A 13660-nucleotide genomic window follows, 5' to 3' on the forward strand; every position below is an offset into this window, starting at 1 on the left:
CCCTCGCCGCGGGGGAGGCCGCGGCGCTCGTCGAGGGGCAGTACCGGCAGGCCGCGCAGGCCGGCGACCCCACCGCGATGCGCAACCTCGCCGTCCTGCTCAGCGGGCAGGGGCGGACCGCCGAGGCGGAGAGCTGGAGCCGCTACGCCGACGCGATCGACGCCCGGCAGGCCGTCTACCAGCAGCCGACCGGGTACCAGCAGCAGACGGGCTACCAGGGGCAGACCGGCTACCAGGGCCACCCTTCCCAGGCGCCCCACCAGTACACGGCCGCGCGTCATGCGCACGGCAAGCCGCCCATGAACAGCCTCGCGATCTACGCGGTGTCCATGGGCGCGGTGGGTCTCATCACCTGCGGGCTGCCGTCCATCCCCGCGATCGTCGCCGGGCACATGGCCTGGGTGCGGCTGCGGCGCTCCGGCGAGCGCGGGCTCGGGCTCGCGGTGACGGGGATCGCGCTCGGCTGGATCATGGTCGCGTTCTGGGCGCTGGTCGCGTTCGGCGCGGCCCTGCCGGACGAGAACTGAGCCGAAAACCCGTTGCGGCCGCCGCGCCGCCGGTGGCACCGTTGACGACGTCAGCCCGTCCGAGACAGGGACGGTGACGCGAGACGCCCGAGAGGAGGACCGGCCATGGCTCTGGAGCAGTATCGACTCCGACTGCCCTCGGCGTCGCACGCCCGCCCCGGCCGGTATCCCGTCTCCTAGAGGCCCCGGCCGAGCCGCCGCGAGCGACGCCCGTCCAGGCGAGTTCCCCGCGGCTCTACTCCAACCGGCAGAGAGACCACTTTCAGGAAGTGGACGTTCCGGGTTCGAATCCCGGGAGCCGCACGCATGCCTCCGTAGTCCAACGGCAGAGACGGCAGCATGAGGTGCTGTGCGCTGGGGGTTCGAATCCCTCCGGAGGTACGGCGCGGGCCCGCGGCCCGCGCGAGGGGCGGCGCCGACGTTCGGAGAGTCGGGCTTGGCTGTAACCCAAGTGTCGCTGACTGAGTGGGTTCGAATCCCACCCGCCTCACCGGGGACGACGCGCCGGGGCGTTGCGCGCGGTCCGGTTCTGAACTAATGTCTGGACACGTGTCCGGAAAACCCGAACCCCTGACCGAGCCCACCCGGCGCCGCCTCACCGAGCGGCAGGCCGACACGGTGCGGCGGCTGACCGCCGCCGCCGTGGTGGAGGTCGCCGAGACCGGCTACGAGGGCCTGACCGTCCGCAACGTGGCCCGCCGCGCCGGCGTGGCGCCCGCGACCGCGTACACCTACTTCGCCTCCAAGAACCACCTGATCACCGAGGTGTTCTGGCGGCGGCTCAGCGCCCTGCCCCCCGTCGAGGCGGACGGGACGCTGCGCGAACGGGTGGTGGGGACGCTCCGCGAGATCGCGCTGCTGGTCTCGGACGAGCCGGACCTCGCGGCGGCGTGCACCACCGCGCTGCTCGGCACCGACCCCGACGTCCGCGAACTGCGGACGCGGATCGGCTACGCGATCCGCGAACGGCTCCGCGCGGCGCTGCGCGAGCACGACGACCCCAAGATCCTCGGCGCGCTGGAACTGGCCTACACCGGCGCGCTCCTGTACGCGGGCATGGGCTACACCTCCTACGCCCGCATGGCCGACCGGCTCGCCGAGATGGCGGAGCTCATCCTGCCCGAACCCCCCGAGTGAGGTGACGGCCGTGGACCCTGCCGCGCAGGTCTCCTACAGCCCCTTCGACTACGCCGTCCACGAGGATCCCTACCCCCTCTACGCGCGCCTCCGCGAGGAGGCGCCCCTCTACCGCAACGACGAGATCGGCTTCTGGGCGCTGTCCCGGCACGCCGACGTGTCCGCGGCCTTCCGCGACCACGCGACCTTCTCCAACTCCCACGGCGTCTCGGTGGAGCCGAGCGCCTGGGGCCCCCACGCGCCCCGGACGATGTCGTTCCTCGCGCTCGACCCGCCGCGCCACACCCGGATGCGCGCCCTGGTGTCCAAGGGGTTCACGCCACGGCGGGTCAAGGAGCTGGGGGACGGAATCCTCGCGCTGACCAGGCGCCACCTGGAGCCGGCCCTGGAGAAGGGCGAGTTCGACTTCGTCTCCGACTTCGCCGGCCTCCTTCCCATGGACGTCATCTCGGAGATGATGGGCGTCCCCGAGGCCGACCGGGCCGAGGTGCGCCGGCTCGCCGACACGGTCGTCCACCGGGAGGAGGGGCTGAACGACGTCCCGCCCGCGGGGATGGACGCGGCGCTCACCCTCGCCGGCTACTACCAGGACATGGTCGCCGAGCGGCGCCGCGCGCCGGCCGGCGACCTGACCTCCGCGCTCCTGGACGCCGAGATCGACGGCGACCGGCTGGAGGACGAGGAGGTCATCGCCTTCCTGTTCCTGATGGTGGTCGCCGGGAACGAGACCACCACCAAGCTGCTCGCCAACGCCCTGTACTGGGGGGCGCGCAACCCCGACCAGGGCGCCAAGCCGCTCCGCGACCCGGCCCGCGTGGACGACTGGGTGGAGGAGACGCTCCGCTACGACACCTCCAGCCAGATGCTCGCCCGGAAGGTCGTGCGCGACGTCGAGCTGCACGGGCGGCGCGTCCGTGAGGGCGACCGCGTGCTCCTGCTGGTCGGATCGGCAAACCGCGACCCCCGCGCGTTCGCCGACGCCGACGCCTACGACCTCGACCGCGACACCTCGCAGCTCGTCAGCTTCGGCGGCGGACGGCACTTCTGCCTCGGCGCGAACCTGGCGCGGCTGGAGGCGCACATCGCGCTGACCGAGTTCGTGCGCCGCGTCTCCTCCTACGAGGTCGACCACGACGGCGCGGAGCGCGTGCACTCGGTGAACGTCCGCGGTTTCGCCGCCCTGCCCCTGCGCGTGGAGGTGCGCTGATGCCCAGGTTCGACCCCCATCCGCGGCGGCGGACGGCCGTGGTGACCGGCGCCTCCTCCGGGATCGGCGCGGCGACGGCGACGGCGCTGGCGATGGCCGGGCACCCGGTCGCGCTCGGCGCGCGGCGCGTCGACAAGTGCGAGGAGCTGGCCGCGACGGTCCGGGCCGGCGGGGGAGAGGCGTTCGCGCACCCGCTGGACGTCGCCGACTCCGACTCGGTCAAGGCGTTCGCCGCGGCGGCCGCCGACGCGCTCGGCCCCGTCGAGGTCGTCGTCTCCAGCGCCGGCGACCTGTCCGCCGGGCGCCTGCACGAGCTCGACACCGCCGAGTTCCTCGCGCAGGTGCAGGTCCACCTCGTCGGCGCGCACCGGCTCGTGTCGCATTTCGTCCCGCAGATGGTGGCGCGGCGGCGCGGCGACATCGTGTTCGTCTCCTCCGACACCGTCCCCGCGCCGCGCTCCTGGACGGGCGCCTACGTCGCGGCCAAGAACGGCGTCGAGGGGATGGCCCGCACCATGCAGATGGAGCTGGAGGGGACGGGCGTGCGGGCGTCCGTCGTCCGGCCGGGGCCGACCGCGACCGGCATGGGCATGAGCTGGGACGCGGAGACCACCGGCGCCGTCCTGGAGGACTGGGCCAGGTGGGGCCACGCCCGCCACCCCTACTTCCTGCGCCCGTCCGACGTCGCCGCCGCCGTCGCCGCGATCGTCGCGACCCCGCGCGGCGCCCATCTCCGGCTCGTCGAGGTCCAGCCCGAAGCACCGTTGGAGGAGTCGTGACCGCACTGGTGGAGCCGCGCGTCGTGTCGGGCGGGCCCGACCACCTGGAGGAGCTGCGCTCGGACCCGATCGGGCTGATGCGGCGGGTCCGGGAGGAGTGCGGCGACGTCGGCGAGTTCCGCCTCGCCGGACGCCGCGTCGTGCTGCTGTCGGGCGCGGAGGCCAACGAGTTCTTCTTCCGCGCCCCCGACGAGGAGCTCGACCAGGCCGAGGCCTACCCCTTCATGACGCCGATCTTCGGCGAGGGCGTGGTGTTCGACGCCACGCCGGAGCAGCGCCGCGAGGCCCTGCACAACCAGGCCCTCAAGGGCTCGTTCATGAAGGGGCACGCCGCGACGATCTCCGCCGAGGTCGACCGGATGGTCGCCGGCTGGGGCGAGGAGGGCGAGATCGACCTGCTCGACTTCTTCGCCGAGCTGACGATCTACACCTCGTCCGCGTGCCTGATCGGGCGCAAGTTCCGCGAGCAGCTCGACCGCCGGTTCGCCGACCTGTACCACGACCTCGAACGCGGCACCGACGCGATCGCCTACGTCGACCCCCACGCCGACATCGAGAGCTTCCGGCGGCGGGACGCGGCGCGCGCGGCGCTGGTGGAGCTCGTCCAGCAGATCATGGACTCGCGGTCGCCGAACCCGCCCAGGCAGGACCGCGACCTGCTCGACGTGCTGATGTCTATCCGGGACGCGGACGGCACGCTCAAGTTCGACGCCGACCAGGTCACCGGCATGTTCATCTCGATGATGTTCGCCGGGCACCACACCACGTCCGGCACCGCCGCCTGGACGCTCATCGAGCTGCTCCGCCACCCCGGCGTCCTGGACGGCGTGGTCCGCGAGCTGGACGAGCTGTACGCCGACGGCCGCGAGGTCTCCTTCCAGGCGCTGCGCGCCATCCCGAACCTGGAGTCGGCGATCAAGGAGGCGCTGCGGCTGCATCCGCCGCTGATCCTGCTGCTGCGGGTCGCGCAGTCCGACCAGGAGGTGGTCGGGCACCGCATCCCGGCGGGCACCATGGTCGGCTGCGGCCTCGCCGTGTCCAACCGGATCGAGGCCGACTTCCCCGACGCCGACGCCTTCCACCCCGAGCGCTACGCCGCGCCCCGCGAGGAGGACGTGCTCCACCGCTGGACGTGGGTGCCGTTCGGCGCGGGCCGGCACCGCTGCGTCGGCGCGAACTTCGCGATGATGCAGCTCAAGGCCATCTTCTCGGTGCTGCTGCGGGACTGGGAGTTCGAGCCCGCCCAGCCGCCGGAGAGCTACCGCGACGACCACTCGAAGATGGTCGTCCAGCTCGCCCAGCCCTGCGCCGTCCGCTACCGCCGGAGGCGCCGGTGAGGATCGAGGCCGACCTGGACCTGTGCCAGGGACACGCCATGTGCGAGCTGGAGGCCCCCGACGTCTTCGAGGTGCCGCCCAAGGGCAAGGTCCGCGTCCTGGACGCGGAGCCGCCCGAGGGCATGCGCGCCGAGGTGGCCTCCGCGGTCCGCTACTGCCCGACCCAGGCCCTCAGACTGCTGGAGACATGATGCCCGCGTTCCCCCGTGAAGAGCTCGACGCGATGGTCGAGCACTGGCTGGAGGCCAACCGCCGCTGCGAGGAGGCCGGCGACTGGCGCCCGCTCGCCGACCTCTACACCGAGGACGCCACCTACGGCTGGAACATCGGCCCCGACCAGGACTTCATGGCCGTCGGCCGGGACGAGATCCGCGACATCGCGCTCGGCTCGGAGATGGGCGGCCTGGACGGCTGGACGTATCCGTACCAGAGCATCCTGATCGACGAGCGCAAGGGCGAGGTCGTCGGGTTCTGGAAGCAGGTCGCCGACGCGAGCCGCCCCGACGGGACCCCCTACGAGGTGCTCGGCATCGGCGGGTCCTGGTTCCGCTACGCGGGGGACCGGCGGTGGTCGTGGCAGCGCGACTGGTTCGACCTCGGCAACGTCACCTCGGTGTTCGTCGAGATGATGAAGGCCGGGGTGCTGTCGGACGGGATGAAGCGGCGGCTGGAGCGGGCGGCGTCCGGCGAGCCGATCCCCGGCTACTACCCGCGGGGGGAGAGCCCCGTCCCGATCTGGTGACCCGGGGGGCCGCCGGTCAGATCTGGCCCTCGGGCTTCGCCGGGATCGTCGCCTTGATCGCCGGCCCGAGCTCGATCAGCACGTCGCCGGCCGGGTTGTACTTCGGCGGCACCGTCACCTCGACGTAGGCCTGCCGCCCCACGGCGGTGAAGGTCACCGGCCGCTCCGAGGGCTGCCCGAACCAGTCGATCCCGTTGATGGTCACCAGCTCCGAGGTCTGGCGGAGCGTGGCGGGCAGGGGGACTCCGCAGCGCAGCGCGATCGCGGGGGAGCCCCATGCGGCGGTCAGCGGCGAGTCAGGGGAGGTGTCGCGGCGCTTCTGCCCGTGCACCTTCTCGGGCAGCCGCAGCCCCTGGCAGAGCCGCCGGGTCGCCGCGTCCGGGTTCGGAACCGGAACCTGCACGGTCCCGTCTCCGCACGCCGCGGCGAACAGCGCCAGGCAGCCGAGGACGGCGAGGGAGCGGTGCGCTGCCGCGGAACGTTCAGATATGGACGATCGGGCACGTGAGGGTCCGCGTGATGCCCTCGACGCCCTGGATCTGCGCGACGACGAGCTTGCCCAGCTCGTCCACATTCCGCGCCTCCGCTCGGACGATCACGTCATAGGGTCCGGTGACGTCCTCCGCCCGGGTCACGCCGGTGATGCCGGAGATGTGGTCCGCCACCTCGGCGGCCTTGCCGACTTCGGTCTGGATGAGGATGTAGGCCTGCACCATCACGTCCTCCCCAAGCGGAGAATCAACCGTCGGAAGGTTCACCGTATCGTGTTACGCGCCGCCGCGGGCGGTCGGGGTACGGCGTGCCCGGTACGAACCGGGAGAAAACCGGGAAAGCGGGGGAACGGCGCAAATGGGCACGATCGGGGAGCTGGGCGAGTTCGGCCTGATCGGCCGCCTGACCCGGCGGCTGCCCCAGGGCCCGGCGGTCCGGCTCGGCCCCGGCGACGACGCCGCGGTGATCGCCGCGCCGGACGGCCGCGTCGTCGCCACCACCGATCTGCTCGTGGAGGGGCGGCACTTCCGCCTCGACTGGTCCGGCCCCTACGACATCGGGCGCAAGGCCGCCGCGCAGAACCTCGCCGACGTCGTCGCCATGGGCGCGAACCCCACGGCGCTGCTCGTCGGCTTCGCCGCCCCGCCCGCGACCCGCGCCGACTGGGCCGAGCGGCTCTACGACGGCCTCGCCGACGAGTGCCGCGCGGCGGGGGCGTCCGTCGCGGGCGGCGACGTCGTGGCCGCGCCGCGGGTCACGCTCGCGATCACCGCGCTCGGCGACCTCGGCGGGGCGGCGCCCCTCACCCGGTCCGGGGCGCGCCCGGGCGACGTCGTGGCCGTCCGGGGCAGGCTGGGCTTCGCCGCCGCCGGGCTCGCGCTCCTGGAGGCCGGGCGGGACGGGCCCGAGGAGCTGATCGCGGCGCACCGGCGTCCCGAGCCGCCCTACACCGCCGGGGAGGAGGCGCGGACCCACGGCGCCACCGCGCTTCTCGACGTCAGCGACGGGCTCGTCCAGGACCTCGGGCACATCGCCGCCGCGAGCGGCGTCCGGATCGACCTCGACTCCGCCTCCGTGCCCGTCCCGGAGATCCTCGGGCCGGACGGGCTGCGCCGCGCGCTCACCGGCGGTGAGGACCACGCGTTCGCCGGGACGTACCCGGCGGACGCCGTCCTGCCGCCCTCCTGGAGGCGGATCGGGACCGTCGCCGAAGGGGCCGGGGTGCGCGTGGACGGGCACCCGCCGCCCCCCGGAGCATGGGATCATTTCCCAGGCTGAACACCCCGGCGGAGTCAGCGCGTACAGCCGTGTGCGTTGACACATCCGGTAGGCATGCTTGGGACGGGTTTGGTATACATCCTGTGATCGAAGAGGGATGGGATGGGACGACACTCCAGGTTTGAGCAACCGGACGACGACCCCGTACCGGGCGCGGAAGCGTCGCGAGGGCCGTACTTCGGGGCTCCGGTCGACCCCTCTTACGACCTCTTCTCCGGGCCGACCGACGACCGCGTGTACGTCTCGCCGCACGAACAGGTCAGGGCGGGCACGCCGCCGGTCACCGAGCGTCAGCACGACCCGCCGCCCGACCCGTACCGCTTCGCCCCGCTCCCCGGGGACTACCCCGGCGACTACCCGGGCGCTCCCGCGGCGGCGTTCCCCGAGCAGCCGCGCGAGCTGCCGCCCGAACCCGGCGGCACGCCCGGCGCCCCGGAGTCCGGCGACTCCGCCGCGGACGGCTCCGGCAGGAGCGGCTGGACGAAGATCGTCTCCGTGCTCCCGCTCCCGCTGCTCCCGATCGTCGCGCTCGTCATCGCCGTGGGGATCGTCTCCTACGCGCTGAGCACCCAGCAGATCTCCCTCAACTTCGCGGGCGGCTCCCCGAAGACCTCCCAGACCGACCCCCGCGACAACCAGATCACCCAGCGCGGCCCCGGCGGGCGCGCCAGCCGCGGCGCGGGACGCCCCGACGGCCTCGTCATCGGGTTCCGCGTCGCCTCCCGCACCCCCGGCGGGTTCAAGGCGACCGCCACCATCGCCAACAAGGGGCAGCGGCCCGTCAGCGCGTGGGCGCTGGCCTTCAAGATCCCGAACGTCTCGGTCACGGCCGTGCAGGGCGCCACCGTCGTGCGGACCGGCCGGGTCCCCTTCGTCCGCGGCCGCACCGCGATCGCGCCCGGCGGCTCCGTGCGGATCGTTTTCGCCGCGCTGGGCGCTCCGTCCAGGCCGTCCGCCTGCGTCCTCAACAAGCTGCCCTGCACGCTGGTCTGAGGCGCACTCCGGGAGACGCCCTCCGCCGGATCGCCGCTTCCCACAGATCACCATAAAGTGGGCTGTATGACGCGCACTGCCTCCGCCCCGCCCCTCGTGCTCACCATCGCGGGCTCGGACTCCGGCGGCGGCGCCGGCATCCAGGCGGACCTGAAGACCATGCTCGCGCTCGGCGTCCACGGGATGAGCGTCGTCGCCGCCGTCACCGCGCAGAACTCCCTCGGCGTCCAGGGCTACTGGGAACTGCCCCCCGAGGCCGTGCGCGCCCAGCTCGACTCGGTCCTGTCCGACATCGGCGTCCACGCGATCAAGACCGGCATGCTCGCGTCGACCGCCCTCGTCGAGGTCGTCGCCGAGGCGCTCGCCGCGTCCGGCGCCCCCGCCGTCGTCGACCCGGTCGGCGTCTCCAAGCACGGCGACTCCCTGCTCGCGCCGGAGGCCGTGGACGCCGTCCGCTCGGTGCTGCTGCCGGCCGCGACCGTCGTCACGCCCAACCTGTACGAGGTGGAACAGCTCACCGGCGTCAAGGTCGTGGACGAGTCCGGGCTGCGCGAGGCCGCCGAGGCGGTCAAGGCGCTCGGCCCCGCCTGGGTGCTGATCAAGGGCGGCCACCTGCCGGGCGAGCCCGCCGACCTGCTGTTCGACGGCGAGCGCGAGCACCGCTTCACCGCCCCCAGGCACGACAACCGGCACACCCACGGGACCGGCTGCACGCTCGCGTCCGCCATCGCCTCGCACCTGGCGCTCGGCGACGACGTCCCGGCGGCGGTGGCCAAGGCCAAGGAGTACGTGACGGGCGCGATCGCGGCGGGCTTCCCGCTCGGCGCCGGCATCGGCCCCGTCGACCACGCCTGGCGGTACCGCGACTGAACGGCGCCGCGACCCCCGGGAACGCGAAAGTCGGCTCACCGGGAATCCCGATGAGCCGACCGAAGCCGTGAAGCGGACCGCCCCGCCGGGGCGGCCCGGCCGGGCTCAGACCGTCGGCTTGACGATCTTGCCGGCCTTGATGCAGGACGTGCAGGCGTTGATCCGCTTGGTGCTGCCGTTCACGACGGCGCGCACGCGCTGGATGTTGGGGTTCCAGCGGCGCGGGGTGCGGCGGTGCGAGTGGGAGACGCGCATGCCGAAACCGGGTCCCTTGCCGCAGACGTCGCAGACGGAAGCCACGGGAAACTCCAAGTGGTGTCGATGCTCTGATCGGAGCGCCACCCGGCTGCCGCCTCGGGCGGGCCGGGCATCATGGACGCTCACTGATGAGCGCCACGAACGTGGCGCGTGGACCAGACTAGCCGACAGCGCGACGGGTTAGCGAATCGGCGGCGCCGCGACCCGGCGGCGCGGAAGGGAGCACGGTGGCCCTCGACCATGCGGCGGTGCGGCGGTGGTGCAGGCTCGCGGCGGAGGCCCTCGGGCGGACGAGAGCCGAGATCGACGCCCTCAACGTGTTCCCCGTCCCGGACGGCGACACCGGCACCAACCTGCACCTGACCGTCGTCGCGGCGGCCGACGCCCTCGACGAGCCGCCGGGCGGCGCGGACCCGTGGCGGACCCTGGCGCAGGGCGCGCTGCTCGGCGCCCGGGGCAACTCCGGTGTGATCCTGAGCCAGGTGTTCCGGGGCCTCGCCGACGTCCTCGGCCCGCTGGAGGCGCCCCCGGACGGCGCGTCGCTCGCGGCCGCCCTCGACCACGCGTCCGTCCTGGCCCGCGGCGCCGTCGAGCATCCCGTCGAGGGCACGATCCTGAGCGTCCTCGCCGAAGCCGCCGCGGCCTGCGCGGCGGCACCCGGAACCGCGCTCCCGGAGGCCGCGCGGGCCGCCGCCGCGGGCGCCCGGCAGGCGCTGCGCCGCACCCCCGGCCAGCTGGAGGTGCTGGCCCGCAGCGGCGTCGTGGACGCCGGCGCGGCCGGGCTCTGCGTGGTGCTCGACGCCCTCGCCGCCGTGATCACCGACGAGTACCCCGAGCGGTACGACGTCCCGCCCCGCACCGCCGGGACGCCCGCGCCCGCGGGCCGGACCCGGGCGCCGCAGGGCTTCGGTTACGAGGTGATGTACCTGCTGGACGCGCCCGACGGCGCCGTCCACACCCTGCGCGAACGCCTCGACGTCCTCGGCGACTCCCTCGTCGTCGTCGGCGGCGACGGGCTGTGGAACGTGCACGTCCACGTCGACGACGCCGGGGCCGCCGTCGAGGCGGGCATGGCGGCGGGACGCCCGCACCGGATCCGCGTCACCTACCTGGACGCCGCCGAAGGCGGACCGCACGCGCCGCACACCGGCCGCGCGGTGGTCGCCGTCACCGCCGCCGACGGGCTGGCCGCGCTGTTCGAGGAGAGCGGGGCCCGGGTCGTGCGGCGCGAGCCCGGAGCCGTCCCGCCCCTCGCGGTGCTCGCCGAGGCCATCCTCGCCGCGGGCGACGAGGTGGCCGTGCTGCCGAACGAGCCGGAGGTCCTCGCCCTCGCCGAGGCCGCCGCGGAGCGCGCGAGGGACGGCGGCGCGCGGATCGCGGTGGTCCCGACGAAGGCGTCCGTCCAGGGCATGGCGGCGCTCGCCGTGCACGACCCGCTGCGCCGCTTCGCCGAGGACGTGATCGAGATGACCCGCGCCGCCGGCGCCACCCGCTTCGGCCACCTGGAGGTCGCCGCGCAGGAGGCGGTGACGAGCGCCGGCCTCTGCCAGCCCGGCGACGTCCTCGGCCTGATCGAGGGCGACGTCGCGACGATCGGCGCGGACCTCGCCGCGGTGGCCCGCGACGTCCTCGACCGGATGCTGTCGGGCGGCGGCGAGCTGGTCACGCTGATCCCCGGCCGGCACGCCCCGCCCGGCCTCGCCGCCGGCCTGGAGGACCATCTGCGCCGGCGGCGCCCCGACGCGGAGGTCGGCGTCTACGCCGGCGACCAGGAACGCTACCCCCTCCTCATCGGCGTCGAGTGATTCCCGTCGTCCCCATCGGCTAGAAAAGACCCGTGGCAACTCTCGACGAGCCGTTGCGCAAGGTCCTCGGCGACAAGACGGCCAACGCGCTGAAGAAGGGCCTCGACCTGCACACGGTCGGCGACCTGCTGCACCACTACCCGCGCCGCTACGCCCACCGCGGCGAGCTGACGCAGCTCAGCGGCCTGCAGGACGGCGAGCACGTGACGGTCATGGCCGAGGTCGTGAAGGTGCAGGGCCGCTCCCTCACCCGCAGCCCCGGGTACGTCCTGGAGATCACCGTCACCGACGGGACCGGCGAGCTCAAGCTCAGCTTCTTCGGCCGCAAGGGCTCCTACCGTCCCGAGAAGGAGCTGTCCCCGGGCACCCGCGGCCTGTTCGCCGGGAAGATCAGCACCTACGTGCCCCGCAGCGGCAGGACCGTCCGGCAGCTGACCCACCCGCAGTACAAGGTCGTCCACGAGAAGGGCGCCGAGGAGGCCGCGCAGGAGTGGGCCGACGAGATCATCCCGATCTACCCGTCCGCCAAGTCGCTGCCCATCGAGGCGATCAGCACGTCCGTCGAGACCGTTCTCGGCCAGCTCGACCTGCCGGACGACCCGATGCCCGCCGCGCTCCTGCGCCGCCGCCACCTGATCGGCCTGCGGGAGGCGTACGAGGGCATCCACCGCCCCCGCACCTGGGACGAGCTCGGCCGCGCCAAGGCCCGCCTCAAGTGGGACGAGGCCTTCGTCGTCCAGGTGGCCCTGGCCCAGCGCCGCGTCGCCGCCGCGGCCCTGCCCGCCAAGCCCCGCCCCCTCTCCTTCGAGGGCGTCCAGTCGGAGTTCGACGCGCGCCTGCCCTTCGAACTCACCGAGGGCCAGCGCCAGGTGGGCGACGAGATAGCCGCCGACCTGGCCGAACACCACCCGATGCACCGCCTCCTCCAAGGCGACGTCGGCGCCGGAAAGACGGTGGTCGCGTTGCGGGCGATGTTGCAGGTGGTGGACGGGGGAGGGCAGGCGGCGCTGCTGGCGCCGACCGAGGTGCTCGCGCAGCAGCACTACCGGTCGATCACCGGGATGCTCGGCGACCTGGCGCAGGCCGGGCAGATCGGCGGCGCCGAGCACGCCACCCGGGTGGCGCTGCTGACCGGGTCGCAGGGGGCGAAGGCGCGCAAGGAGGCGCTGCTGGAGGCGGCGTCCGGTGCGGCCGGGATCGTCGTCGGCACCCACGCGCTGCTGCAGGAGACCGTCCAGTTCGCCGACCTCGGGCTCGTCGTGGTCGACGAGCAGCACAGGTTCGGCGTCGAGCAGCGCGACGCCCTGCGCGAGAAGGTCGACGGCGGCCGTCCCCACGTGCTGGTCATGACGGCGACGCCGATCCCGCGCACCGTAGCCATGACTGTCTTCGGCGACCTGGAGACGTCGGTGCTCGGGCAGCTCCCGGCGGGCCGGTCGCAGATCCAGACGCACGTCGTCCCGCCGGAGAAGCCCGCGTTCCTCGCCCGCACCTGGGAGCGCATCAAGGAGGAGGCGGCGAACGGCCGGCAGATCTACATCGTCTGCCCGCGCATCGGCGAGCAGGAGGGCGACGAGGGCGACGCCGTCGTCGCCGAGGAGGGCGAGCGCCGGTCCCCGCTGGGGATCATGGAGGTGCTGCCGAAGCTGGAGGAGCTCCTCGACGGGCTGCGCATCGGCGTCCTGCACGGCAAGCTGCACCCGGACGAGAAGGACGCGGTGATGCGCCGCTTCACCGCGCGGGACCTCGACGTCCTGCTCGCCACCACGGTCATCGAGGTCGGCGTGGACGTGCCCAACGCCACCGTCATGGTGATCATGGATGCGGACCGGTTCGGCGTCTCCCAGCTCCACCAGCTGCGCGGGCGCGTCGGCCGCGGCTCCCTGCACGGCCTCTGCCTGCTCGTCACCGACGCCGCGCCGGGCAGCAAGGCCCGCGAGCGGCTGGACGCGGTCGCCTCCACCACCGACGGGTTCAAGCTGTCCCGGCTCGACCTGGAGCAGCGCCGCGAGGGCGACGTGCTCGGCGCCGCGCAGGCCGGCCGCTCGTCCAGCCTGCGGCTGCTCACGCTCCAGCGCGACGAGGACGTCATCCGCGACGCACGCGAGGAGGCCACCGCGCTCGTCGAGGCCGATCCGGACCTGTCGGAGCATCCCGGCCTGGCCACCGTCCTGGCGTCCCTGCTGGACGAGGAGCGCGCGGACTTCCTGGAGAAGACATAACCGGTATTGCCGA

The 13660-nt window shown here is 73.7% G+C and carries 15 protein-coding genes and 3 tRNA genes; 15 read left to right on the plus strand and 3 right to left on the minus strand.

Features of this window, described 5'->3' with window-relative positions; genetic code table 11:
- The 10 genes from ABWI04_RS26150 to ABWI04_RS26195 form a co-directional block, all read left to right on the plus strand.
- On the plus strand, nucleotides 1–527 hold a 527-nt coding region (locus ABWI04_RS26150; protein ID WP_353834099.1), incomplete at its 5' end, for a DUF4190 domain-containing protein.
- 229 nt (nucleotides 528–756) lie between these two features.
- Nucleotides 757–830: transfer RNA gene (locus ABWI04_RS26155), tRNA-Leu, on the plus strand.
- A gap of 5 nt (nucleotides 831–835) precedes the next feature.
- A tRNA-Leu gene (locus tag ABWI04_RS26160) sits at nucleotides 836–908 on the plus strand.
- A gap of 25 nt (nucleotides 909–933) precedes the next feature.
- Nucleotides 934–1017, plus strand: a tRNA-Tyr gene (locus tag ABWI04_RS26165).
- A gap of 59 nt (nucleotides 1018–1076) precedes the next feature.
- Nucleotides 1077–1664, plus strand: a complete 588-nt coding sequence (locus tag ABWI04_RS26170; protein WP_345174917.1) for a TetR/AcrR family transcriptional regulator — start codon at nucleotides 1077–1079, stop codon at nucleotides 1662–1664.
- 10 nt (nucleotides 1665–1674) lie between these two features.
- On the plus strand, nucleotides 1675–2871 hold the full coding sequence (locus tag ABWI04_RS26175) for a cytochrome P450 (protein ID WP_345174919.1): 1197 nt from the start codon (nucleotides 1675–1677) through the stop codon (nucleotides 2869–2871).
- Nucleotides 2871–3650 carry an SDR family oxidoreductase gene (locus tag ABWI04_RS26180; RefSeq protein ID WP_345174921.1) on the plus strand — a complete coding sequence of 260 codons (780 nt, stop codon included), beginning with the start codon at nucleotides 2871–2873 and terminating at the stop codon, nucleotides 3648–3650. Before ABWI04_RS26175 ends, ABWI04_RS26180 begins: the two co-directional genes overlap by 1 nt.
- Nucleotides 3647–4987: a lanosterol 14-alpha demethylase gene (gene cyp51, locus ABWI04_RS26185; protein ID WP_345174922.1), complete on the plus strand. Its 1341-nt coding sequence runs from the start codon at nucleotides 3647–3649 to the stop codon at nucleotides 4985–4987. Before ABWI04_RS26180 ends, cyp51 begins: the two co-directional genes overlap by 4 nt.
- Complete coding sequence (locus ABWI04_RS26190) at nucleotides 4984–5178, plus strand: ferredoxin (RefSeq protein WP_345174925.1); 195 nt, start codon at nucleotides 4984–4986, stop codon at nucleotides 5176–5178. The genes cyp51 and ABWI04_RS26190 overlap by 4 nt, the downstream gene beginning before the upstream one ends.
- Complete coding sequence (locus ABWI04_RS26195; protein ID WP_345174927.1) at nucleotides 5175–5729, plus strand: Cif family virulence factor; 555 nt, start codon at nucleotides 5175–5177, stop codon at nucleotides 5727–5729. The genes ABWI04_RS26190 and ABWI04_RS26195 overlap by 4 nt, the downstream gene beginning before the upstream one ends.
- Before the next feature lie 16 nt (nucleotides 5730–5745).
- Here the strand turns inward: ABWI04_RS26195 and ABWI04_RS26200 are convergent, their stop codons facing one another.
- Nucleotides 5746–6219, minus strand: a complete 474-nt coding sequence (locus tag ABWI04_RS26200; protein ID WP_378189363.1) for a DUF3515 domain-containing protein — start codon at nucleotides 6217–6219, stop codon at nucleotides 5746–5748.
- Nucleotides 6212–6445 (minus strand): Lrp/AsnC family transcriptional regulator, encoded by a 234-nt coding sequence (locus tag ABWI04_RS26205; protein ID WP_345174931.1) that lies wholly within the window; start codon nucleotides 6443–6445, stop codon nucleotides 6212–6214. Before ABWI04_RS26205 ends, ABWI04_RS26200 begins: the two co-directional genes overlap by 8 nt.
- Nucleotides 6446–6578: 133 nt before the next feature.
- Here ABWI04_RS26205 and ABWI04_RS26210 point away from each other — a divergent pair, with 133 nt between their 5' ends.
- From ABWI04_RS26210 to thiD, 3 genes are all read left to right on the plus strand, one after another.
- Nucleotides 6579–7499, plus strand: coding sequence for a thiamine-phosphate kinase (locus ABWI04_RS26210; RefSeq protein ID WP_345174932.1), 921 nt, complete (start codon nucleotides 6579–6581; stop codon nucleotides 7497–7499).
- A 102-nt stretch (nucleotides 7500–7601) separates the two neighbouring features.
- Nucleotides 7602–8492 (plus strand): cellulose binding domain-containing protein, encoded by an 891-nt coding sequence (locus ABWI04_RS26215; RefSeq protein ID WP_345174935.1) that lies wholly within the window; start codon nucleotides 7602–7604, stop codon nucleotides 8490–8492.
- Between the two features lie 66 nt (nucleotides 8493–8558).
- Nucleotides 8559–9362 (plus strand): bifunctional hydroxymethylpyrimidine kinase/phosphomethylpyrimidine kinase, encoded by an 804-nt coding sequence (thiD, locus tag ABWI04_RS26220; protein ID WP_345174937.1) that lies wholly within the window; start codon nucleotides 8559–8561, stop codon nucleotides 9360–9362.
- A gap of 105 nt (nucleotides 9363–9467) precedes the next feature.
- Here thiD and rpmB read toward each other — a convergent pair whose 3' ends face one another.
- On the minus strand, nucleotides 9468–9662 hold the full coding sequence (gene rpmB / locus ABWI04_RS26225) for a 50S ribosomal protein L28 (protein WP_067632165.1): 195 nt from the start codon (nucleotides 9660–9662) through the stop codon (nucleotides 9468–9470).
- 185 nt (nucleotides 9663–9847) lie between these two features.
- Here rpmB and ABWI04_RS26230 point away from each other — a divergent pair, with 185 nt between their 5' ends.
- Both ABWI04_RS26230 and recG read left to right on the plus strand, forming a co-directional pair.
- Nucleotides 9848–11425, plus strand: coding sequence for a DAK2 domain-containing protein (locus tag ABWI04_RS26230; protein WP_353834101.1), 1578 nt, complete (start codon nucleotides 9848–9850; stop codon nucleotides 11423–11425).
- A gap of 32 nt (nucleotides 11426–11457) precedes the next feature.
- On the plus strand, nucleotides 11458–13647 hold the full coding sequence (gene recG, locus ABWI04_RS26235; RefSeq protein WP_353834102.1) for an ATP-dependent DNA helicase RecG: 2190 nt from the start codon (nucleotides 11458–11460) through the stop codon (nucleotides 13645–13647).
- Nucleotides 13648–13660: the final 13 nt, after the last annotated feature.

The sequence above is a fragment of the Actinomadura sp. NPDC000929 genome, assembly GCF_040492065.1.
GTDB lineage: Bacteria > Actinomycetota > Actinomycetes > Streptosporangiales > Streptosporangiaceae > Spirillospora > Spirillospora verrucosospora.

Bases quoted from the DNA above. Each gene is read 5' to 3' on its own strand.
- ABWI04_RS26180 (WP_345174921.1), top strand. From the start codon at position 2,871: ATGCCCAGGTTCGACCCCCATCCGCGGCGGCGGACGGCCGTGGTGACC.
- ABWI04_RS26195 (WP_345174927.1), top strand. From the start codon at position 5,175: ATGATGCCCGCGTTCCCCCGTGAAGAGCTCGACGCGATGGTCGAGCAC.
- ABWI04_RS26205 (WP_345174931.1), bottom strand. From the start codon at position 6,445: ATGGTGCAGGCCTACATCCTCATCCAGACCGAAGTCGGCAAGGCCGCC.
- ABWI04_RS26210 (WP_345174932.1), top strand. From the start codon at position 6,579: ATGGGCACGATCGGGGAGCTGGGCGAGTTCGGCCTGATCGGCCGCCTG.
- ABWI04_RS26215 (WP_345174935.1), top strand. From the start codon at position 7,602: ATGGGACGACACTCCAGGTTTGAGCAACCGGACGACGACCCCGTACCG.
- thiD (WP_345174937.1), top strand. From the start codon at position 8,559: ATGACGCGCACTGCCTCCGCCCCGCCCCTCGTGCTCACCATCGCGGGC.